Here is a 20,563-nt window from a genome sequence, read left to right on the forward strand (position 1 = left end):
AGGTAGAGCGTCCTTTGTGCTTCCAAAAGGAAGCACGGCGCTCTAGTGTCAACTGAAGAATATTACCGGGTGAATTGCCTTTGCAGTGTTCATCCGGTAAAAGCTGCCTGAAATTGGCCTGATTTTTGCGGCAGTTGCCGTGAAATGGGGTTCTGTTACGTTTATTCCGGCATGGCTGGGAAGGGTATTCATGAGAGCGATGCATAGCGTTCGTGTCGGCGTCAGCTTGACGGCACTTGTGATTGGCTGCGGCGTGATGTCCGGCTGCCTCAGCAGCCCGACTTACGGTACCGGCAAGACGGCTGGCGTGCAGCTCATGGACGATCTTGGCGATATCGCTTCCGTTTCGGCCGCGACGCCGAAGGATAAGGGCGTGAAGTATCCGAACCGCCCCGGCCTTGTCGTGGGTGGAGACAAAGACGCGCTCACGGTGCCGCAGCAGTCGCTGGCAAGCAAGGACAATCCGGCTTGGCTGGAATCGCCAGAAGACGCCCGTAAGCGCCTCGCAGCGGAAGCCGACGCGAAGAAGAACGACGTCAACTATCGTTCGCCGCTGGCTCAGGCCGACACCAGCAAGAACCGCATGACCGAAGCGCAGCAGACGGCCGCCTATCGCGCCGCCCGCCAGGATCAGGCCGGTACTTACATCGATCAGCGCCGCTACCTCATCGACCCGCCGCAGGAATATCGTCAGGTTTCCGATCCGGCAGCTCTTAACGACGTCGGCACGCCCGAGTCGAAGAAGGAAAAGAAGCGCAAGAAGGATGCCGAAGCTGCGCAGCAGTCCAACAACAGCAGTTGGTGGAAGCCCTTCCAGTAAGCAACTTGAGAAAGCGGCGGCGCCAGCTCCGCCGCTTTTCAGTCTTCGGAGCGTTTCGCTTGAAAGAAGCGTCTCAGAATTTCGGCGGAACTAATCTCGCCGAGGCCGGAATAGACCTCCGGCGCATGATGGCAAGTTGGTTGCTGATAGAATCGCACGCCATTGTCGACACCGCCACCCTTCGGATCCTCGGCGCCATAGTAAAGACGGCGGATGCGCGCGAACGAAATGGCCGCGGCGCACATGGTGCAGGGCTCCAGCGTGACATAGAGATCGGCGCCTGCAAGCCGCTCCTGGCTGAGCTCTTCGCAGGCCAGGCGGATGGCGACGATTTCGGCATGGGCGGTGACGTCATTGAGTTCGCGGGTGCGATTGCCGGCCCTGGCGATGATCTTGCCGTCGAGGACGACGACGGCACCGATCGGCACTTCGCCACGCTCTCCGGCACTGCGCGCTTCGGCGAGTGCAAGCTCCATGAAATGATTTGTAGCCGCCATTCAAGATTTTCCACTTAACCGCAGGGGCGCGACCTGATAGGAACACGCCTTAAAAATTCAGGCAAACAACAAATGACAATGAATGACAAGCCCAAGCGGCCTGGGTCGAAACCCTTTGCTGGCGACAAGAAGACGATAAAGCGCGATGCTGCGAAGCCGGCGAAGGCTTCGGCCGCAGGCGCTGTAGCCGAGGCGGCAGCCGGAGATGGAAAGGCTGAGCGCATTTCCAAGGTCATGGCGCGCGCCGGCGTAGCCTCGCGTCGTGACATCGAGCGCATGATCCTCGACGGTCGCGTCACGCTCAATGGCGTCCTCTTGGAAACGCCGGTGGTCAACGTGACCCTTTCGGACAAGATCGAGGTCGATGGCGTGCCGATCCGCGGCATCGAGCGCACGCGTCTGTGGCTCTACCACAAGCCGGCCGGCCTGGTGACGACCAATGCCGACCCGGAAGGGCGCCCGACCGTTTTCGACAACCTGCCGGAAGAACTGCCGCGCGTCATGTCGATCGGCCGTCTCGATATCAACACCGAAGGTTTGCTGCTGCTGACCAATGACGGCGGCCTTGCGCGCGTTCTCGAGCTGCCGACGACAGGCTGGCTGCGCCGCTACCGCGTCCGCGCCCATGGCGAGATCGATCAGGAAGCGCTCGACAAGCTGAAGGAAGGCATCGCCGTCGACGGCGTGCTCTACGGCTCGATCGAGGCGACGCTCGACCGCACGCAGGGATCCAACGTCTGGATCACCATGGGCCTGCGCGAAGGCAAGAACCGCGAAATCAAGAACGTGCTGGGCGCGCTCGGCCTTGATGTCAATCGCCTCATCCGCATTTCCTACGGTCCGTTCCAGCTGGGCGAGTTGCCGGAAGGGCGCGTGCTCGAAGTCCGCGGTCGTACGCTGCGCGATCAGCTCGGCCCGCGTCTGGTTGAGGATGCCAAGGCGAATTTCGACGCACCGCTCTACAATGCTCCGGCTGTTGCTGATGCCGAAGAGGTGGAGGCGAAGCCTGCGCGCACGGCCTCCGCACGCCCGACCAAGGAAGAACGTCCTCGTCGCGAGCGCCCGGAAGACAAGCGCGAGCGGGCCTTGAGCCGTCTCGATACCAAGCGCGATGATCGCCGGGATGAAGGCCGTCGAGAAGGTGGCCGCAAGGACGAGGACCGGCCGCAGCGCCAGCCGCTTGGCGCGCGCCGCAACGCCAATGTCTGGATGGCGCCTGGCGCCCGCCCACTCGGCGAAAAAGCAGCTGCAAAGGCCGCTAAGAATATCAAGACCGCCACAAGGCGCGGCGAACCTGAGCGTCCCCAGCGCGGCGGCTTCGACCGCCCGGACGAGGGGCCCCGCGTTCGCATCAATCGCGTCGACGAGGGTGATGGCGAATGGATCCGTTCGAGCGAGGAAGCGCCGCGCAGGTCGCGCGGCGATGACGAAGGCTTCGATCGTAAGCGCTCCTCTGACCGCCCCCGCGGCGATCGCCCTCAGGGTGATCGTCCGCCGCGCGACCGTCCATTTGGCGACCGTCCTCCGCGTGGCGACCGGTCCTTTGGCGACAAGCCTCGTGGGGATCGTGCCTATGGCGACAAACCCCGCGGCTCGCGACCAGAGGGTGGCGACCGTCCTCGTGCGAAGTCCTTCGGCGGCGAAGCCCGTTCCGAACGTCCCCGCAGCGACCGCCCGTTTGGGGATCGTCCACCACGCGGTGACCGTCCTATTGGTGACAAGCCCCGTGGTGACCGGCGTCCGCGTGCCGGGGGAGACGAGCGTCCGCGCGCCAGGTCCTTCGATGGCGAGCAGCGCTCCGAGCGTCCCCGCGGTGACCGTCCTTTTGGTGATAAGCCTCGGGGTGATCGCCCATTTGGGGACCGCCCGCCGCGTAGCGATCGGCCCTTCGGTGACCGTCCGCAGGGAGAGCGTTCCTTCGGTGATCGGCCGGCCGGCAAGCCCTTCGGCAAGAAGCCGGGTGGTGGTAAATCCTTTGGCGGCAAACCGGGTGGCAAGCCCGGCGGCCCGCGCGGCTTTGGCGGCAAGCCCGGTGGCGGCGGTCGTCCGTCCGGTGGCCCGGGCCGTGGTGGTCCCGGTCGCGGTGGCGCCGGCAGGGGCGGCCCCAAGGGCGGAAGGGGCTGACGCGCTGTGAGGATCGTCGGCGGTGAGTTTCGCGGTCGCTCGCTTGCAACGCCGAAGTCGAACGACATTCGTCCGACGGCGGATCGCACGCGCGAGAGCCTGTTCAATATTCTGAGCCATGCCTATCCGGAGGCCATCGACAGCACCCGGATGATGGATGTTTTCGCCGGCACGGGTGCGGTCGGCCTGGAGGCAGCCTCCCGCGGCTGCCGCCATGTGCTGTTCGTCGAAAGCAGTGTCGAAGGCAGGGGCCTGCTCTGGGAAAACATCGATGCGCTCGGCTTGCATGGCCGCACACGCATGTTGCGGCGGGACGCGACCGATCTCGGCAGCGTCGGCAATCTCGAGCCTTTCGATTTTCTCTTTGCGGATCCGCCTTATGGCAAGGGTTTTGGCGAAAAGGCCTTTGCCGCTGCCGCAGCAGGCGGCTGGCTGGTGCCGGGAGCCCTCGCGATCCTTGAGGAGCGCGCCGATGTGACCGTTGCAGTGCCGCCGGACTTCCTGTTTCTGGAGGTGCGCACCTTCGGCGACAGCAAGATGCATTTCTTCCGTTATCAGCCGCGATCGGCATAGCGGTGGAAGGAGAAGGAAATGGGCGACTACGCTGATTTCGTCGGCAGCGACTATCCGGCTGCCGCCTCCGGCACGCCGAGCGTCGCGGTTGCCTTCGGCTGCGGCGGTGCGCGGGGCCTCGCTCATATCCACATCATAGAAGCGCTGGACGAACTCGGCATCCGTCCGGTTGCGATTGCGGGTGCCTCGATCGGCTCGATCATGGGCGCGGCCATGGCCGCCGGCATGAGCGGTGCCGAAATCCGGGATTATACGCTGGCAACGGTCGGCAACCGGCCCGCCGTGCTCAACAAGATCTGGAGCTTGCGGCCGGTCAACATGCGCAGCATCCGTTTCGGCCAGTTCAATCTCGAACGCATTCTCCGGGCTTTCTTGCCCCCCGCTTTTCCCGAGGATTTCTCGGGGCTGCATATCCCGATGAAGGTGGTGACGACAGATTATTACGGCCAGGCCGAGGTGGTGATCGAAAAGGGAGAGCTGTTTCCGGTTCTCGCCGCATCCGCCGCAATTCCCGCCGTTTTCATGCCGGTAAAGCTCGGTGATTGCGTGATGATCGATGGCGGCATCATGAACCCGGTTCCCTACGAGCATCTGGCTGGGCTCGCCGATATCATCATCGGCGTCGACGTCGTCGGCGGCCCGGAAGGTGGTGGCCGGCACATTCCGAACCGCATCGAAAGCCTGTTCGGCGCGGGCCAGCTGACCATGCAGTCCAACATCGCCTTGAAATTGCGCCTCCAGGCGCCGCAAATCTTCCTGCGTCCGATTGTCGGCCGCACCGGCGTTCTCGATTTTCTGAAGGCCCGCGATATTCTCGCCATGTCCGCCGGCGTCAAGGACGAACTCAAATTCGCCCTGGACCGGGTGATAATGGCGAAAAACTAGGGCATTTCCCTTTTCCCGAAGTTGCTTTGCCGAACTCCGCAAAGCCGCCTAATGACAGCCAGCTAAGCCCGCTCCGGCTCCTCCTCTGGCAAGGCCACCAGATCGTCGGCATCGCTGTAGGTCTCGGCCGCGCGCTTCGGCTTGACCAGCGGCTCTGGCTTGACCGGTCGCGAGTAGAGCATGTCGGTGCCGGCTTGCAGCCCCTCGCTCACCTGCAGCACGAGCCGTTGCTCGTCGCGCTTGCGGATATCCTCGCCGATCTCATAGGCCTCCGCCTCGCTGACACCCAGCGCCTCAAGGGTGCGGCGGCCGAAGAGCAGACCGGATTCCAGCGTTTCGCGCAGCTCGTAATCGACGCCCTTGTGGCGCAGCTCGATCGAGTGAACGCGGTCATAGGAGCGCACGAAGATGCGCGCATGCGGGTAGTCCGTCTGCACGAGTTCGACGATCTTGTCCGTCACCTCGCGCAGATGCGTGCTGACGACGACGATCTTGGCTCGGTCGATGCCGGCGGAGCGCAGCACGTCCTTGCGGGTGCCGTCGCCGAAATAGATGCGGAAGCCGAAGCTCGATGCCTGGCGGATACGATCGGCGGAGAAGTCGATCACGGTGACATCGCGGCCGCTGGCGAGCAGGATCTGCGCGGCGATCTGGCCGAAACGCGAAAAGCCGATCATCAGCACATCGGAGCCCGCGCCCTCGAAATCCTCTTCCAGCTCTTCCTGCGCATCGCCCTTGATCAGGCGCTTCGCGAGCGCGGAGCTGAGCGGCGTCAGCGCCATGGAGAGCGTCACCATGGCAATCAGCGTCGATGCGGTATTGGCAGAGAAGAGCCCGCCGCTGGCGCTCGCAGCGCTGAAGAGCACGAAGCCGAATTCGCCGCCTTGCGGCAGGAGGCCGGCGATGCGCACTGCATCATTTTGCGGCGAGCCGGTGACGCGGCAAAGCGCATAGATCACCACCGCCTTGATGACCATCATGACAGGCACGGCAAGCACGATCAGCAACCAGTTGTCGAGGATCACTTCCAATTTCAGCGACAGGCCGACAGCAATGAAGAAAATGGCAAGCAGGACGCCACGGAAGGGTTCGATATCGGCTTCCAGCTCGTGGCGGTAAGAAGATTCCGCCAGCATCACGCCCGAGAGAAAGGCGCCCATCGCCATGGAGAGGCCGGCAAGCTGCATCAGCGTTGCCGATCCCATGACGACGAAGAGGGCAGCGGCAATCATCGCTTCGCGGGCGCCGGTGCGTGCGATCACCTGAAACAGCGGCGTCAGCAGATAGCGGCCGGCGATGATCATCGCCGCCACCGCGCCGACGGCGATCGCAAGGCTCGGCAGTGGGTTGGAGGTTTCCTTCGCGCCGTCGAGGACGGTGATCAGCGCCAGCAAGGGCACGATGGCCAGATCCTGCAGCAGCAGCATGGAGAACGAGCGCTGTCCGTATCTCGTATTGACGTCTCCCTGCTGCTCGAGGATCTGCATGGCAAAGGCTGTCGAGGAGAGCGCCAGGCCGAAACCGATGATGATGCTGCCTTTCCAGCCGGCTATGCCGCCGAGATAGGAGGCGACCATCAAGGCCACGCCGCTGAAGACGACCTGTGCCGTTCCGAGGCCGAAAATATCGCGGCGCATCTGCCAGAGGCGGGACGGCTTCAATTCCAGGCCGATAATGAACAGCAGGAAGACGACGCCGAGTTCGGCGACCGCCAACACGGCTTCGCTGTCGCCGATGCTGTGGAGGATCGGGCCGATCACCACGCCGGCGGCCAGATAGCCAAGCACCGTGCCGAGCCCCAATTTCTTGAATATCGGCGCCGTGACGACGGCACCTCCGAGCAGCAGCAGGGTTTCGGTGAAAAGCGTATTGGGGGCGGACATCGTCTTTTTCTTTCCGTGGGGCAGGCGGTCTTGCAACGCATGGCCATCATAAACAACCAGGCGTGAAGGGATTAGAACAAGAATCGGCTTTGCCGCCCTTGATGCTTTATGTAGTGCACAATAAATGGAACGCGAAGGAAAGGCCAAATCATGACCTCAGAAATCGATTCCGCCACTCTGCTTTCCCGTGCCAGCCAGTTGATCGATCTCGCCCGGAAAGCCGGTGCGGATGCGGCCGATGCCGTCGTCGTGCGATCGCGCGCACACTCCGTCAGCGTTCGCCTCGGCAAGGTCGAGGGCACTGAATCCTCCGAGAGCGACGATTTCTCGCTCAGGGTCTTTGTCGGCAATCGTGTCGCCAGCGTTTCGGCCAATCCGGGCTTCGATCTGAACGCACTTGCCGAGCGCGCCGTGGCCATGGCCAAGGTTTCGCCGGAAGATCCCTTTGCTTGCCTCGCCGAAGAGGCAGATCTCGCCAAGAGCTACCCCGATCTCGAATTGTTCGACCCGACCGAGGTTTCGACACAGCAGCTGTGGGAAGCGGCGCTTGCGACCGAGGCGGCAGCGCTTGCCGTTCCCGGCGTCACCAACTCTTCCGGCGCCGGCGCTTCCGCCGGCATGGGCGGCCTCGTGCTTGTGACGTCGCATGGTTTTGCCGGCCACTACATGGGCTCGCGCTTCGGGCGCTCCGTCAGCGTCATTGCCGGCGAGGGCACTGGCATGGAGCGCGACTATGATTTCGACAGCCGCCTCTATTTCGCCGATCTCGACGCTGCCGAGGAAATCGGCCGCCGTGCCGGCGAGCGTGTGGTCAAGCGCGTCAACCCGCGTCAGGTTCCGACGGACAGGAACGTCACCGTCATCTTCGATCCGCGCGTTGCCCGCGGCTTCGTCGGCCATATTGCCGGCGCGATCAACGGTGCATCCGTCGCCCGCAAAACCAGCTTCCTGCGCGACAAGATGGGCCAGCAGGTGCTGAAGGCAGGCCTTTCGATCACCGACGATCCGCTGATCGTACGTGGCCCGTCCTCACGTCCCTTCGATGGTGAAGGCGTGTCCGGCAAGCGGCTGGTCATGATCGAGGATGGCGCGCTGAAGTCCTGGTTCCTCTCGACCGCGACCGCGCGCGAAATCGGCGGCGGCCTGAAGACCAACGGCCGCGGCGTGCGCGGTGGCACGGCGGTATCGCCCGCATCCACCAATCTCGCGCTGGAGCCGGGCGATATCTCGCCCGAGGAACTGATCCGCAACGTCGGGACGGGCTTCTATGTCACCGAACTGATCGGCCAGGGCGTCAATATGATAACAGGCGAATATAGCCGTGGCGCCACCGGCTTCTGGATCGAGAATGGCGAATTGACCTTCCCGGTGTCGGAGGTGACCATCGCCTCCAATCTGAAGGAGATGTTCATGCGCGTGACGCCGGCGAACGACATCGATCGCGATTTCGGCGTTGCCGCCCCCACGCTTGCCATTGAGGGCATGACGCTTGCCGGACGTTAACGACCGGCAGAGATTGGAACTGTAAATGAGCGATGACCAGACGGCCGGCCGGCCTAATGATGTGGACCTGATTGTTGAGGCCGCACTCGAGGCGGGCAGAATCGCTCTCGGTTTCTTTCGGCAATCGCCTGAGGTCTGGTGGAAGAATAACGGCCAGTCGCCCGTCAGCGCGGCCGATTTCGCCGCCAACGAGAGCCTGGCCGCCATTCTGCGTTCGGCGCGGCCCGATTATGGCTGGCTCTCCGAGGAAACGGACGACGATGAGCAGCGCTTGTCGCAGGCGACTGTTTTCGTCGTTGATCCGATCGACGGTACGAGGGGGTTTCTCTCTGGCCTGGAACTATGGTGTGTCAGCGTCGCCATCGTCACCGACGGACGGCCTGTGGCGGGTGTACTCTACGCACCGGCGTTGGACGAGCTGTTTGTCGCGACTGCCGGTGGTCCGGCGCTGAAGAATGGCAAGCCCATCAGCGTTTCGCAAAGGCTTGGTGACGATCCGCATCGACTGGCGACCGGCGAAGACATGCTCAAGAGTTTCGATCCTGATTTTCGCAGGAACGTCGAGCGCGTGAAGCATATCCCTTCGCTTGCCTATCGCCTCGCCATGGTGGCGGATGGGCGCCTCGAAGGAACGATCGTCAAGCGCAACTCCCATGATTGGGATCTGGCCGCCGCCGATCTCATTCTGGAGCGGGCAGGCGGAGCGCTTGTGGATCTCTCAGGCAGTATGTTGCGCTACAATCGCCAGCAAGTGTCCCATGACGAACTCTGTGGCGCGTCGGCAGCGCAATTGCCGGAGTTTCTCCGCCAGCTTTCCCACCGAAGAGACGGTTGACCTTTGCGTCAAAATCCCTCAGATGAAGAGCGGAGGGGGACGATAGTAGAAAGAGACGAAAATGACTGATACCAGCGGCAAAAAGCAGCTCCTGCACCTCGTCTTCGGTGGTGAACTGGAGAACCTCGAAGAAGTTCAATTCCGTAACCTCAAGGAACTCGACATCGTCGGCATGTATCCCGACTATGCGAGCGCACTGACGGCCTGGAAGTCCAAGGCGCAGCAGACTGTCGACAACGCCCACATGCGTTACTTCATCGTCCATCTGCATCGTTTGCTCGATCCGCAGGAAAAGGCGGCCTCCTAAGCCGCCTGATACCAAAGTTTGCGTTTGATATTTTCGTCCGGAGAGGCGTTATCGCTTTAAATCCGGCACCGAAACAGTATCTTTGTCACAATAAGAACGAAAACTCGGCCGTTTATCCGGCCGTTTGATAATCAGGATTGGCATCGATGATGATCAGCTGGGATAGGAGTCGATCGAGATGAGCAGCCTCAGGGCGCGTCTTGCCTTGAGCGCCTATCGTCTTGGCGGCATCGCTGTCTATCCGTTTCTCGGGCCGTATCTCGCGGTCCGTGCGGCCAAGGGCAAGGAAGACGGCACCCGTAAGCTGGAGCGCTCCGGCTATGCGAGCGCTAACCGGCCTCAGGGACCGTTGATCTGGTTCCATGCCGCAAGTGTGGGCGAGACATCGGCGGTCATTCCGCTGATCCGCGAAATCCGCCGCCGCGACATTCACGTCATCCTGACGACGGGCACGATCACCTCGGCCAAGGTGGCGCATGAGCGCCTCGGCGAAGAGGTCATTCATCAATACGTGCCCCTCGATCTCCGACCGGCCATCCGCCGTTTCCTCGATTACTGGCAGCCCGATTGCGCCATCTTCGCCGAATCCGAGATCTGGCCGACGACCATCACCGAGCTTGGCCGGCGCCGTATTCCACAGATTCTCGTCAATGCCCGCATGTCGGATCGCTCTTTCGCTCGCTGGAGCAAACATCCTTCGCTGGCTGAGGCGCTCTTTGAAAATCTTGCCCTCGTTGTTGCCCAGTCCGATCTCGATGCTGAGCGCTACCGCGATCTCGGCGCCGTGCAGGTGCTCAAATCAGGAAACCTCAAGGTGGATACCGACGCGCCGTCCTATGACGCTCCGACGCTTGCCAGCTACATGAAGCAAATCGGCAACCGGAAGACCTGGGCGGCGGTTTCGACTTTCGAGGGCGAGGAGGCTGCCGCGGGCACGGTTCATACCATGCTCAAGGAACATAACGGCCAGCTCACCATCATCGTGCCGCGCCATCCGGACCGCTGCGATGCGATCGAGGCGATGCTCATCGAGCAAGGCTTAAAGGTGGCCCGCCGCACCCGCAACGATATCCTTTCGGCGGATGTCGATGTTTTCCTCGGTGATACGATCGGGGAGATGGGGCTCTATCTGCGCATGACCGAAGTCGCCTTCATGGGCAAGTCGCTGTTCAACGAAGGCGGCCAGAATCCGCTGGAGCCTGCCATGCTCGGCTGCGCGATTCTGACCGGCGGCCATGTCCAGAATTTCCGCGACGCCTATCAGGTGCTTGCTCGCCGCGGCAGCGCCCGCATGGTGCGCGATACCGAGATGCTGGCGCGCGGCGTGCATTATCTGCTGACCAACGACACGGCACGGCGCACAATGATCGATGCCGGCTTCGTTGCTGTGCATGATATGCGCGGTGCATTGGCGGCAACCGTCAAGGGGCTTGAGCCCTACATCAATCCGCTGTCGGTGAAGGCGCGGCTGATGCCGAAGACGCTGGCGAACGGTTAAGAAGGAAAAGGCATGGCAGCGGTCAAGCTGGGAGCGATTGCGGGCATTCTTTTCGACAAGGATGGCACGCTGCTTGACTATGATGCGAGCTGGCTGCCGGTCAATCGCGAGCTGGCCAGAATTGCCGCCCAAGACGATCCCATTCTGGCGGATCATCTGCTTTCCGCCTGCGGCATGGACCCGATCACCGGTCACATTGTTCCTGACAGCCTGCTGGCGGCCGGCAATACCCGGCAGATTTCCGAGGGCCTCGTGGTCGCCGGCTCGAAGCTGGCCGTTTCCGAGCTGGTGGAGAAGCTGGACGCGCTTTTTGCACATGCCGCGGATTTCTCTTCCCCCGTCACCGACCTTGCCGCCTTCTTTCAGAGGCTGCATCAGCGCGGCTACAAGCTCGGCGTTGCGTCGAGCGACAACGAACGTTCCATCCGCCAGACCGCGCGCCGCTTCGGCTTCATCGACTATCTCGATTATATCGCCGGCTATGACAGCGGTTTCGGCACCAAGCCGGAGCCCGGCATGGTGCTTGGCTTCTATGCGGCAACCGGCCTCTCGCCGGCGCAGGTCGCGGTTGTCGGCGACAACAATCACGATCTCCACATGGGACGCAATGCCGGCGTCGGCCTAACCGTCGGCGTGCTGACGGGCACCGGGTCGCGCGAGACGCTGACCGCCGCCTCCGACTATTGCCTCAACGATATCACCGAGCTGGAAAGCCTGCTTATGCCGGTCGCCCAGCTTGCCTGATCTTGGCAAGGGCTTGCTTTTTCATCCGATCTGCCGTTTTTTGCCACTTTGCTGACGTATCAGGCGCGAGGCTGGAATAGAATATGGTATCGGAAGCACCACCCTTCTGGTGGCGAAAACCGGATTGGCGTGCGTGGGGGCTCTCGCCCTTTTCCTTTCTTTATGGCCGCATTGCCGGGCATCGAATGGTGCATGCCCACCGTGCCTCCGTGCGCGCGCCGGTCATCTGCATCGGTAATTTCACCGTCGGCGGGGCGGGGAAGACACCTACGGCGCTTGCGCTTGCCAAGGCTGCGAAGGCCAAGGGCCTGACGCCGGGCTTCCTGAGCCGCGGCTACGGCGGCTCGCTCGATGTTACGACCGTCGTCGATCCCGCACATCATCACGCAACGGCGGTCGGCGACGAGCCGCTTCTCTTGGCTCGCGAAGCCTTGACGGTCATTGCGCGCCGTCGTGCCGAGGGCGCCGAACGGCTCGTGCGCGAAGGTGCCGATCTCATCATCATGGATGACGGTTTCCAGAGCGCGCATCTCGCCATCGATTATGCCCTTGTCGTCATCGACGCTGGCAGGGGCATCGGCAACGGTTATCTTGTTCCGGCAGGCCCGGTGCGGGCACCGCTGCGCACGCAGCTCCTCTACGCCTCCGGCATATTGAAGGTTGGGGATGGCAGCGCGGCCGATCGCGTCGTTCGCCTTGCCGCCCGTGCCGGAAAGCCGTTCTTCACGGCTGCAGTCAAGGTTCGTGGCCAGGAGGACCTGCGCGGCCGGAATGTTCTTGCCTTCGCCGGCATCGCCGACCCCAGCAAGTTCTTTCGCACCGTCGAGACGCTCGGGGCAAATATCGCGGCCACCCGCACCTTCGGGGACCATGAGCATCCAGGCGAGGATGAGGTGTCGGATATTCTCGATCTCGCCTCCCGCGAAGGCTTGGAGATTGTCACCACATCAAAGGATTACGTTCGCCTGATAGGCCATCACGGCCGTGCGGATGAGTTGCTCGGGCGTTGCAGGGTCATCGAGATCGACATGGTCTTCGAAGATCCGCAGGCGCCGAGCATGATCATCGACAAGGCGATCGCAGCCGCTCGCGAGCGCCGTCTGCGGGAGGGAAGCAGCGTCAGGTCTGGCTAAAGCGTGTCGCGATACGCGAAGCGGAGGAGAAGTCAGCGCTTCTGATTGGGAAGAGCGCCGGCGCGTTTTTCGGCTTCAAGCGAGGAAATCACGTCGGCATAGGGCTCCTGGCGGGCGACGCTCCAATAGCGAAGCTCGTCCAGCGCAATGCGTTGACCGGTCATGGCGCAGATGACGTGGGAACCCGGCATCAGGATCTGGAAATCGCCGTCGAGATAGCGAATTTTCGCCTCGCGGTTTCCGTGTCCCTCGAAAAGATTCATATCCTGCCGTCCTTGATCTCTGTCACCTGTTTGCCATACCGCGATGGACGGCACTTTTCCAGAGCATTTCCAGGAAAAGTGCCTGGCGGGTTTCCATCCGTAGCACCTCGACTAGGAAAACATCCTAATCCTTTCGAACTCAGGCGTCTCTAGCTACGTCCGAAGAGCCGCTCGATGTCCGACAGTTTCAGCTCTATATAGGTTGGCCGGCCGTGATTGCACTGTCCGGAGCCCGGCGTCGCCTCCATCTGGCGCAGCAAAGCGTTCATCTCCTCCGGCCGCAACCGCCGTCCCGAACGCACAGAACCGTGGCACGCCATGGTCGCGGCGACGTATTCGAGTTTGGCGGCCAAGCCGGACGCCGTATCCCACTCGGCGATCTCGTCGGCCAGTTGTCGGATCAGGCCCTGCGCGTCGACTTCACCGAGCATGGCTGGCGTCTCCCGAACCGCGACCGCACCGGGGCCGAAGCGTTCGACGGCAAGGCCGAGTTCGCCAAGTTCCTCCGCAAACGCCATCAGCCGATCACAATCTTCCTCGGGAAGATCGATGATTTCGGGGATCAACAGCACCTGAGAGGACAGCCGCTTCGAGTGCAGGGCCTTGCGCATCGCTTCGAAGACCAGCCGCTCATGCGCGGCGTGCTGGTCGACGATCACAAGACCACTATCGGTCTGGGCGACGATGTAGTTTTCGTGCAGCTGCGCGCGCGCAGCACCGAGCGGAAAACGAGAAGGTTCCTCCGCCCGCACCGGTTCCACCTGCGGCGGTGCCTCTGCGCGTGCGGTGGGTGTTACAAGCCCGTCAAAGCTCGCCTGCGGCCTCTCGGTAAAACCATATCCATTAGATGACGCCGCTCTTTCATAGCCGCTGGCATAGGGGCGCGTTGGTGAGGTCTCCGGCGTCCAGGGCGTGGTCGACTGCGACGGCCGCCACCCGGGCTGAAAGCCGGAGCGGCCGGCGCTGAAGGCGCGCAACATGCCGTCCGCTCCCGTCGTCGCGGCGCGATCGCCCTCCCGCGCCAGCGCCTCGCGCACGGCGCCGACGATCAGGCCGCGAACGAGGCCGGGATCGCGGAAACGCACGTCGGATTTCGCCGGATGCACGTTGACGTCGACTAGCGCCGGGTCGAGCGTCAGCGACAGGACGGCAACGGGGTAGCGTCCGGAAGGGATGGTTTCCGCATAGGCGCCGCGGATCGCCGAGAGGATCAGCTTGTCCTGCACCGGCCTGCCGTTGACGAAAGCATATTGATGCGCCGAGTTGCCGCGATTGAACGTCGGCACCCCGGCAAAACCAGTGAGGCTGACATCCTCGCGCACGGCATCGAGGGCGATGGCGTTGTCCTTGAACTCGGCCCCGAGGATCTGCGCCATGCGGGCGAGATGGTCGTCGCCGGTCGCCGCAAATTCAAGCGTCGAGCGGTCGCTGCCCGAGAGAACGAAGCGCACCCGGGGAAACGCGATTGCCATGCGCTTGACGATTTCGGTGATGGCTGCCGCTTCCGCCTTCTCCGTCTTCAGGAATTTCAGGCGGGCTGGCGTGGCGAAGAAGAGGTCGCGCACCTCGACAATCGTGCCGGGATTGGCCGCAGCCGGGCGCAGATGCAGCACCTTGCCGCCGGCAACGGCGATCTCCGCACCGCCCGAGGCACCCGTTCTACGGCTGGCGATCGACAGCTTGGCGACGGAAGCGATGGAGGGGAGGGCCTCGCCGCGGAAGCCGAGCGTGCGGATATCCTCGAGCGTATCGGAGATTTTCGAGGTGCAGTGGCGGCGGACCGCAAGCTCCAGATCCGCCTCTTCCATGCCGGAGCCGTTGTCGCTGACCCGCAGCAATGCTTTGCCGCCACCGGCCGTCGCGATCTCGATGCGCGTCGCACCGGCGTCCAGCGCATTCTCGATCAATTCCTTTGCGGCGCTCGCCGGGCGCTCGATGACTTCGCCGGCGGCAATCTGGTTGATCAGGGTTTCGGAGAGTTGCTTGATGGCCATTGCTGCATTCTCGTGGATTCGCGGCGGAGAAGAAAGAGGAAAGGCGATTTGCCCAGTCTCTTCCACCCGTTTCCGTGCCTTGCCGAGGGGTTTAATCAATGTTTAAGGGAATGATGACAGGTTGCCGAGCAAGAACTTGAAATGACTGCAGATGGCGCGCCTCGTGCACGCTGAGGGCTCTTGACGGCAGGTTGGTGGCCGTCAACTTCCATGAGCCATGGTTCCATCTGCTTCAAGTGCCCAGGCCAGCATGATATTTTCATAAGTTTACCTGCAGAGCGGGCGCCGCCCTGTCGATTTGTCATGTTGTGAAACTGGTAGAGTGTAGGAATAGAACGAATGACTGCCGAGATTGAGAAGGCAGCTTTGGCAATGATGACGGAAGATCCGCCTTCCGGCAGCAACCTGCACTCGATGTTTTTTGATGCGTTTTGCGACGGGCTTTCCAGCGCTTTCTTCGCCTACGACAAGAATGATCTTCTACTGTTCGCCAGCCGCCAGGTTCTGAACTTCTTTCCAATCCAGCCTGAATTTCTGCGATCCTCCACCCGTCTGCGCGATTTTCTCGGCGCCGTCTTCGATACAGGCGTGCTCTGTCAGGCTGGCCCCAGCAAATCGGTGGCCAATCGCGACGGCTGGATTTCGCAACGCATCGCCTCGCATTGGCGTGAGCGATCAGAGACGACGGAACATTTTGTCGACGATCGCCGTGTCCGCATCATCAATCGGCGGCTGTCATCCGGTATCGGTTTCTGCATTCTCTCCGATGTCTCCGAAATGAAGAAACGCGAAGAGCAATGGCGCATCGATATGGAGCGTGTGCAGCTCACCGAGGATATTCTCGACGGCCTGCCGTTTCCGCTCTTCGTCAAGGACCAGAACATGGTCTATGTCGCGGTCAACAGGGCATTCTGCGACAAATATCAGACAGCAGCGGACGAAGTTCGCGGGCGCAAGGGCATCGATCTCTTCTCCACCGACCTTGCCACTCGATTTGACGAGAGCGACCGGCACGTCATCGAGACCGGCGAAATGTCGATTTCGCGTCAGCGCCAGATTGCCCGTGACGGCCTCGAGCGCGATATCGTCACGCGTAAGCAGCGCATCGGCAAGCCCGGCCGCTATTTCCTCGTCGGCACCATGCAGGATCTGCCGAAGGACGGAAGTGATTTCGACGAATTCGCGCTTGCGTCGCATATCCGGGAGAACAGCGACCGATCCTATCGCCGCGCCTATGTTCCAATGGCAGCGCTGCAGGCCGTTTCGCGCCGGCCGGCTGCCATGGAGACCTTCGCGCCCGAAAGCTTCAGCGGTCGCAAGGTGCTTGTCGTGACAGCCGATTTCGCGGCAGAGACGGCTGCGCTTAAGACGCTCGGCGCCTATGGCTTCGAAGCCTGCGTCGTGCACGACGAGAACGAAGAGGCGGCATTTCTGGACGTGGCGAGTGCGCATGGCGTCAAGATCGATCTCGTCATCGTCGACAATCAGCTGGGCAAGCGCGGCATCGAGCTGGCCGAGCGGCAGAACGTGGCGGTTCTTTCGCTGGATGGATCGCAGCTTGCCACCGAACTGACATTCCTCATTGCCCGCCACTTCAATCGCAATATTCGCGGCGCGCTTGCCGGAGACGCCACGCAGTCTGGGCCAGCGCCGGAATGGCGGCGAGGGGACGCGGGCGAGGAGCGCCGGGTGCAAGTCGTGGTCGCCGAAGACAATGACATCAATCAGATCGTCTTTGCGCAGATCCTTGAAGGCCTTGGATACAGCCATGCCATCGCGGCCAGCGGCGACGATGCCGTGCGGCTGTGGCAGGAACATCGTCCCGAACTTATCCTGATGGATATTACGCTGCCTGGCTTAAACGGTTTCGAGGCCGCAAGGCTGATCCGCGGTGCGGAAAAAGGCAGCGGCTCGCATACGCCGATCATCGGCGTGCTGACGCAGGCATTCGAGCGCGATCGCAAGGAGTGTGAAGACGCCGGCATGGATGATGTCGTTCTGAAGCCGGTCAGTCCGGACATTATCGAAACGGTATTTCAGAAGTATATGCGCTCTGCTCGTAAGGTTCAGAGCAGGTAAATGTTACAATGATACCACATCTGGCGGCAAGTTGTCGTTGGTATCGATTGGTTGTCGTCTCGCTATCCTTTGTTAAGACTTCGCCTTCATGCTTCGTCCAGGGTGGAGAAAACATCGGAACCGAATATGAAATCGGCTGAAATGCTGTCTGGGCCAGTCAGTCAGGAATCGCAGGCTGTAGCTTATACCGATCCGCTGACGGGATTGGGCAATCGTCATCGCATGCGCGAACGCACGCGCCAGCTTTCGCTTGAGCGCGCCAGCGATCCTGCGCCCTTCACCATCGGCATCGTCAATCTGGATTCCTTCAAGCCGATCAACGATCTGTTTGGCGTCGAGGCCGGCGATGAAATCCTCTGCCAGGTCGCCCATCGCCTGAGGGCCTGCATTCCGGATGGCGCGGCTGTCACGCGCCACGATGGAGACGAGTTCGCTTTCGTCCTGCCTCTGGTCTTCGAACGGGTCGGTGCCGAGAAATTCGGGCAGATGATCCGCGAGGTCCTGTCGGCGCCCTATGATCTCGGTGATCGCAATGTCCGTCTGTCCGCCTCCTTCGGTTTCGCCATCCATCCCTTCGGAGGGGAGGAATTCGACGATCTCCTGAAGAACGCCGAAACTGCGCTCTATCGCTCCAAGCGCCGCGGTCGCGGCCAGATCACCGTCTATTCCCGCGAAATCGCCCAGGAAATGAAGCGGGCGACCCAGCTCGAGCAGGCCCTGCGAAATGCCATCATTTCCGATGCCATCGACGTGCATTTCCAGCCGATCGTTTCGCTCGCCAACAATATGGTTCTAGGCTTCGAGGCGCTTGCCCGTTGGAACGATCCCGATCTCGGCTTCGTTTCTCCCGCCGTCTTCGTGCCGCTTGCCGAAGAGCGCGGCTTCATCGACGCACTGTCGGAGACGCTGCTGCGCAAGGCTGCCGAAGCCGCTCTCTCCTGGCCGCGTGACCTCTTCCTGTCCTTCAATCTCTCCTCGGCGCAATTGATGGATCCGGGCACCAGCAGCAGCGTGCTGGCCATTCTTGCCCGCGTTGGTCTCGACCCCCATCGGCTTGAGCTCGAAATCACCGAAACCGCCGTGATGAGCTCGGCCGACACTGCCCATCGGATTATTGCCGATCTTCGCGCGGCCGGAGTTCGTATTTCACTCGACGATTTCGGCACCGGCCAGTCGAGCCTTGGGCGCCTGCGTGAATTCATTTTCGACAAGGTAAAAATCGATCGCGCTTTCGTCTCCCGCATGAATTCCGACCGGGCGTCGGAACATATCATCAAGGCAGTGCTTGCCATGTGCGAGGGGCTGGAACTGCGTGTGGTCGCCGAAGGTATCGAGGAAAATGCCGAGGCTGCGAAGTTAAGAGCGCTCGGCTGCGCCATGGGGCAGGGCTATTACTTCGGCAAGCCCGCCGACAGCGCCGCGACGCTTCGCTATCTGCAAACCCATTACTTCGAACAGGGCAGCGAGCGCGAGATCGCTTGAAGCTATAAGTGCCAAATGAAAGCGGCGGCCCACGAGGGTCGCCGCTTCGCTTTTGGTTGAGATCGACCCCGTTACTTGCTGGTCGAAGACGTTGTCGTGCTGTCGGTTGCCGGCATGGTCGACGTTCCGGCCGAACTTGCCGCCCTATCCGAAGCCTGCATTGCAAGCGTCTTGAACTCAGGCGCCGATTTCAGCGCATTGGCCGTTTCTGTCGTCGTCAGCTTGATCGTACCATCCTGCGCATTCTGGGTGGCGCTGATCTTGGTGAAGGGGACGGCGACATTTTTCTGGCCCATGCCGAGGAAGCCGCCGACACCGACCACTGCGGCGACAACGCCGCCCTGCTTCTGCAAGATCAGGTCGTTGATGCTGCCGATACTTTCATTCTGACCATTATAGACCGACTGGCCCATATAGGTCTTGGCACTGATCTGATCCGCGGACTGCGTGGTCAGATAACCGCCCGCCTGCTCGGTACTCGTCGAAGGAGCTGGAGCCTGCGCCTTGGTCTGCGGCATCGCATTGTTCGTCTTTGCTGCGCCGGGGGTCGCTGGAGCGGTTTGGGTCAGCGGCGCGTTGCCGCCACCATTATCTGTCCCGCCGTTCGAAGGCTGCTGTGCTTGGGCGAAAGCCATTGGCGACAGAACGGATGCAGCGGCAAAGATCGCGCCCGCAGCAACGGAAGTGAAAAGTTTCCCAGTCATCGTGAACCTACCTTTCATTCTGATGGGCATGCCTAATGGAACGCATGCATACCGGTGCGAGTGGGCTTCTTGCTTACTGACCATCATCGTACCGGTCGTAAGGCTAATGGCTCAGAGAAGCATTGGTTCCGTCAAAAGTTGCAGAAAGTCGGGTCTTCGAAGCTGTAGATTGCAGTAATTTTGTGAAAAAACAAATGGTTGGCCTCATAATGAAGGCTGAAATTTGAAGGCCGCAGCAGTGTCGAAAAATGCTCACGCTCACTCTTGCAAGATTTGGGCAGATCGCCGTAGCGTGAGCAACGTCGCAGGAGTGGCCTTCGCGTGAACTGACGCGAAGGCATGTTTCAATCAAAGCTTGTATGGCGGATCGAAAACGCCACGGACCGTCGGGCCAAGCTCGAGAAGCGCGCCGGCCTGTGGCTGCATGGACCGGGCCTCGTCATCGAGCCCTTCCCATGCGGTCGTCACCGCCAACCGGTCGGCGTTCTTGCCGATGAAGGCCGGGCAGGAGGGCTGCATGGCGGGCACGCGATAGCGTTCGATGCGCAGGCCGTCCGGGCTATACTTGTCAACGAAGCCGGAACCCCAGCGGGCGTTCCAGATATAGCCGTCTGCGTCGCAGACCGAACCGTCCAAGCCGCCCGGATCCTCCATGCTGTCGACCATGACGATCGGCTCGCCTGCCGGAAGCCCGGTTTCGGGGTCGACCAGAACCCGCATAAGCTGGCTGACGCGCGTATCGGTGAAATAGCCGATGGTGCCGTCGGGCGAAAAGCAGATCGAGTTCGGAATGCTGATCTGATCGAAGATCTTGGTAACTTTGCCGCCGGCCGCCACGTGATAGATGGCGCCTGCCTGCAATTCCGCGCGCTTGCCCATGGTGCCGATCCAGAGCGATCCGGAAATGTGTGTTCGGCCGTCGTTGGAACGGTTCTCCGGCTTGTCGGCTTCGATCGCCGTGTAGAAGCTCAACTCGCCGCTCGCGATATCGCGAAGGAACAAACCTTCTTCGGTGGCGATCATCTGCCGCTCGGCATCGACGCGGGCAAGCACGCTCGCCATCATCGGCAACGCGTGAACCTGCTTCTTACCGGTCGGCAGGTGCAGTTCATGCAGCTCCTTGCCGAGGATATTGAACCACCAGACGGTGTCCGTATCGGGATCGTAGGTCGGGCCTTCTCCCAGGACGGACGAGGTGTTGCAGAGAATATTTCCCTGAAAATCATGGATATCGGTCAT

General features: G+C 61.6%; 18 protein-coding genes. 12 read left to right on the forward strand and 6 right to left on the reverse strand.

Features of this window, described 5'->3' with window-relative positions; translation table 11 throughout:
* Positions 1 to 190: 190 nt before the first annotated feature.
* Positions 191 to 820 carry a hypothetical protein gene (locus GGD46_RS00550; protein ID WP_184700768.1) on the forward strand — a complete coding sequence of 210 codons (630 nt, stop codon included), beginning with the start codon at positions 191 to 193 and terminating at the stop codon, positions 818 to 820.
* A 38-nt stretch (positions 821 to 858) separates the two neighbouring features.
* Here GGD46_RS00550 and GGD46_RS00555 read toward each other — a convergent pair whose 3' ends face one another.
* The gene (locus GGD46_RS00555; protein WP_184700770.1) at positions 859 to 1,317 is read right to left on the reverse strand and encodes a nucleoside deaminase; all 459 of its coding nucleotides are present in this window, start codon (positions 1,315 to 1,317) and stop codon (positions 859 to 861) included.
* 72 nt (positions 1,318 to 1,389) lie between these two features.
* On the opposite strand from GGD46_RS00555, the gene GGD46_RS00560 reads away from it, so the two are divergent.
* Genes GGD46_RS00560 through GGD46_RS00570 form a run of 3 tightly spaced genes read left to right on the forward strand, consistent with a single transcriptional unit; the run spans position 1,390 to position 4,899 of the window.
* Positions 1,390 to 3,441, forward strand: coding sequence for a pseudouridine synthase (locus GGD46_RS00560; protein ID WP_184700772.1), 2,052 nt, complete (start codon positions 1,390 to 1,392; stop codon positions 3,439 to 3,441).
* Positions 3,442 to 3,447: 6 nt separating this feature from the next.
* Positions 3,448 to 4,014: a 16S rRNA (guanine(966)-N(2))-methyltransferase RsmD gene (gene rsmD, locus GGD46_RS00565; RefSeq protein ID WP_184700774.1), complete on the forward strand. Its 567-nt coding sequence runs from the start codon at positions 3,448 to 3,450 to the stop codon at positions 4,012 to 4,014.
* Between the two features lie 18 nt (positions 4,015 to 4,032).
* On the forward strand, positions 4,033 to 4,899 hold the full coding sequence (locus GGD46_RS00570; protein ID WP_184700776.1) for a patatin-like phospholipase family protein: 867 nt from the start codon (positions 4,033 to 4,035) through the stop codon (positions 4,897 to 4,899).
* A 62-nt stretch (positions 4,900 to 4,961) separates the two neighbouring features.
* Here GGD46_RS00570 and GGD46_RS00575 read toward each other — a convergent pair whose 3' ends face one another.
* The gene (locus GGD46_RS00575; protein WP_184700778.1) at positions 4,962 to 6,782 is read right to left on the reverse strand and encodes a monovalent cation:proton antiporter-2 (CPA2) family protein; all 1,821 of its coding nucleotides are present in this window, start codon (positions 6,780 to 6,782) and stop codon (positions 4,962 to 4,964) included.
* Between the two features lie 150 nt (positions 6,783 to 6,932).
* Here GGD46_RS00575 and GGD46_RS00580 point away from each other — a divergent pair, with 150 nt between their 5' ends.
* The 6 genes from GGD46_RS00580 (at position 6,933) to lpxK (ending at position 12,802) form a co-directional block, all read left to right on the forward strand.
* Positions 6,933 to 8,285: a TldD/PmbA family protein gene (locus GGD46_RS00580; protein WP_184700780.1), complete on the forward strand. Its 1,353-nt coding sequence runs from the start codon at positions 6,933 to 6,935 to the stop codon at positions 8,283 to 8,285.
* A gap of 25 nt (positions 8,286 to 8,310) precedes the next feature.
* Positions 8,311 to 9,120 (forward strand): 3'(2'),5'-bisphosphate nucleotidase CysQ, encoded by an 810-nt coding sequence (locus GGD46_RS00585; protein WP_184700782.1) that lies wholly within the window; start codon positions 8,311 to 8,313, stop codon positions 9,118 to 9,120.
* Positions 9,121 to 9,181: 61 nt separating this feature from the next.
* Complete coding sequence (locus GGD46_RS00590) at positions 9,182 to 9,427, forward strand: DUF4170 domain-containing protein (protein WP_184700784.1); 246 nt, start codon at positions 9,182 to 9,184, stop codon at positions 9,425 to 9,427.
* 178 nt (positions 9,428 to 9,605) lie between these two features.
* On the forward strand, positions 9,606 to 10,925 hold the full coding sequence (waaA, locus tag GGD46_RS00595) for a lipid IV(A) 3-deoxy-D-manno-octulosonic acid transferase (RefSeq protein WP_184700786.1): 1,320 nt from the start codon (positions 9,606 to 9,608) through the stop codon (positions 10,923 to 10,925).
* A gap of 12 nt (positions 10,926 to 10,937) precedes the next feature.
* A complete protein-coding gene (locus tag GGD46_RS00600; RefSeq protein ID WP_184700788.1) occupies positions 10,938 to 11,669 on the forward strand; it encodes an HAD family hydrolase in 732 nt (243 codons plus the stop codon).
* Positions 11,670 to 11,752: 83 nt separating this feature from the next.
* A complete protein-coding gene (gene lpxK, locus GGD46_RS00605; RefSeq protein WP_184700790.1) occupies positions 11,753 to 12,802 on the forward strand; it encodes a tetraacyldisaccharide 4'-kinase in 1,050 nt (349 codons plus the stop codon).
* Between the two features lie 32 nt (positions 12,803 to 12,834).
* Here lpxK and GGD46_RS00610 read toward each other — a convergent pair whose 3' ends face one another.
* Together GGD46_RS00610 and mutL are read right to left on the reverse strand one after the other, a co-directional pair.
* Positions 12,835 to 13,065: a DUF2093 domain-containing protein gene (locus GGD46_RS00610; protein ID WP_184700792.1), complete on the reverse strand. Its 231-nt coding sequence runs from the start codon at positions 13,063 to 13,065 to the stop codon at positions 12,835 to 12,837.
* Positions 13,066 to 13,214: 149 nt separating this feature from the next.
* Positions 13,215 to 15,059 (reverse strand): DNA mismatch repair endonuclease MutL, encoded by a 1,845-nt coding sequence (gene mutL, locus GGD46_RS00615; RefSeq protein WP_184700794.1) that lies wholly within the window; start codon positions 15,057 to 15,059, stop codon positions 13,215 to 13,217.
* A 339-nt stretch (positions 15,060 to 15,398) separates the two neighbouring features.
* On the opposite strand from mutL, the gene GGD46_RS00620 reads away from it, so the two are divergent.
* Together GGD46_RS00620 and GGD46_RS00625 are read left to right on the forward strand one after the other, a co-directional pair.
* Positions 15,399 to 17,138: a response regulator gene (locus tag GGD46_RS00620; RefSeq protein WP_184700796.1), complete on the forward strand. Its 1,740-nt coding sequence runs from the start codon at positions 15,399 to 15,401 to the stop codon at positions 17,136 to 17,138.
* A gap of 126 nt (positions 17,139 to 17,264) precedes the next feature.
* Positions 17,265 to 18,620, forward strand: a complete 1,356-nt coding sequence (locus GGD46_RS00625; RefSeq protein WP_184700798.1) for a bifunctional diguanylate cyclase/phosphodiesterase — start codon at positions 17,265 to 17,267, stop codon at positions 18,618 to 18,620.
* 71 nt (positions 18,621 to 18,691) lie between these two features.
* Here GGD46_RS00625 and GGD46_RS00630 read toward each other — a convergent pair whose 3' ends face one another.
* The gene (locus GGD46_RS00630) at positions 18,692 to 19,324 is read right to left on the reverse strand and encodes a PRC-barrel domain-containing protein (protein ID WP_184700800.1); all 633 of its coding nucleotides are present in this window, start codon (positions 19,322 to 19,324) and stop codon (positions 18,692 to 18,694) included.
* Positions 19,325 to 19,672: 348 nt separating this feature from the next.
* The gene (locus GGD46_RS00635) at positions 19,673 to 20,563 is read right to left on the reverse strand and encodes an SMP-30/gluconolactonase/LRE family protein (RefSeq protein ID WP_184700802.1); all 891 of its coding nucleotides are present in this window, start codon (positions 20,561 to 20,563) and stop codon (positions 19,673 to 19,675) included.

The organism is Martinezella lusitana (assembly GCF_014207095.1).
Classification (GTDB): Bacteria; Pseudomonadota; Alphaproteobacteria; order Rhizobiales; family Rhizobiaceae; genus Rhizobium; species Rhizobium lusitanum_B.

Coding starts and splice junctions, on each gene's coding strand:
- waaA (WP_184700786.1), top strand. CDS start 9,606: ATGAGCAGCCTCAGGGCGCGTCTTGCCTTGAGCGCCTATCGTCTTGGC.
- GGD46_RS00550 (WP_184700768.1), top strand. CDS start 191: ATGAGAGCGATGCATAGCGTTCGTGTCGGCGTCAGCTTGACGGCACTT.
- GGD46_RS00560 (WP_184700772.1), top strand. CDS start 1,390: ATGACAATGAATGACAAGCCCAAGCGGCCTGGGTCGAAACCCTTTGCT.
- GGD46_RS00590 (WP_184700784.1), top strand. CDS start 9,182: ATGACTGATACCAGCGGCAAAAAGCAGCTCCTGCACCTCGTCTTCGGT.
- GGD46_RS00575 (WP_184700778.1), bottom strand. CDS start 6,782: ATGTCCGCCCCCAATACGCTTTTCACCGAAACCCTGCTGCTGCTCGGA.
- GGD46_RS00620 (WP_184700796.1), top strand. CDS start 15,399: ATGACTGCCGAGATTGAGAAGGCAGCTTTGGCAATGATGACGGAAGAT.
- GGD46_RS00580 (WP_184700780.1), top strand. CDS start 6,933: ATGACCTCAGAAATCGATTCCGCCACTCTGCTTTCCCGTGCCAGCCAG.
- mutL (WP_184700794.1), bottom strand. CDS start 15,059: ATGGCCATCAAGCAACTCTCCGAAACCCTGATCAACCAGATTGCCGCC.
- GGD46_RS00635 (WP_184700802.1), bottom strand. CDS start 20,563: ATGACCGATATCCATGATTTTCAGGGAAATATTCTCTGCAACACCTCG.
- GGD46_RS00625 (WP_184700798.1), top strand. CDS start 17,265: ATGAAATCGGCTGAAATGCTGTCTGGGCCAGTCAGTCAGGAATCGCAG.
- GGD46_RS00585 (WP_184700782.1), top strand. CDS start 8,311: ATGAGCGATGACCAGACGGCCGGCCGGCCTAATGATGTGGACCTGATT.
- GGD46_RS00630 (WP_184700800.1), bottom strand. CDS start 19,324: ATGACTGGGAAACTTTTCACTTCCGTTGCTGCGGGCGCGATCTTTGCC.
- GGD46_RS00555 (WP_184700770.1), bottom strand. CDS start 1,317: ATGGCGGCTACAAATCATTTCATGGAGCTTGCACTCGCCGAAGCGCGC.
- lpxK (WP_184700790.1), top strand. CDS start 11,753: ATGGTATCGGAAGCACCACCCTTCTGGTGGCGAAAACCGGATTGGCGT.
- GGD46_RS00600 (WP_184700788.1), top strand. CDS start 10,938: ATGGCAGCGGTCAAGCTGGGAGCGATTGCGGGCATTCTTTTCGACAAG.
- GGD46_RS00570 (WP_184700776.1), top strand. CDS start 4,033: ATGGGCGACTACGCTGATTTCGTCGGCAGCGACTATCCGGCTGCCGCC.
- GGD46_RS00610 (WP_184700792.1), bottom strand. CDS start 13,065: ATGAATCTTTTCGAGGGACACGGAAACCGCGAGGCGAAAATTCGCTAT.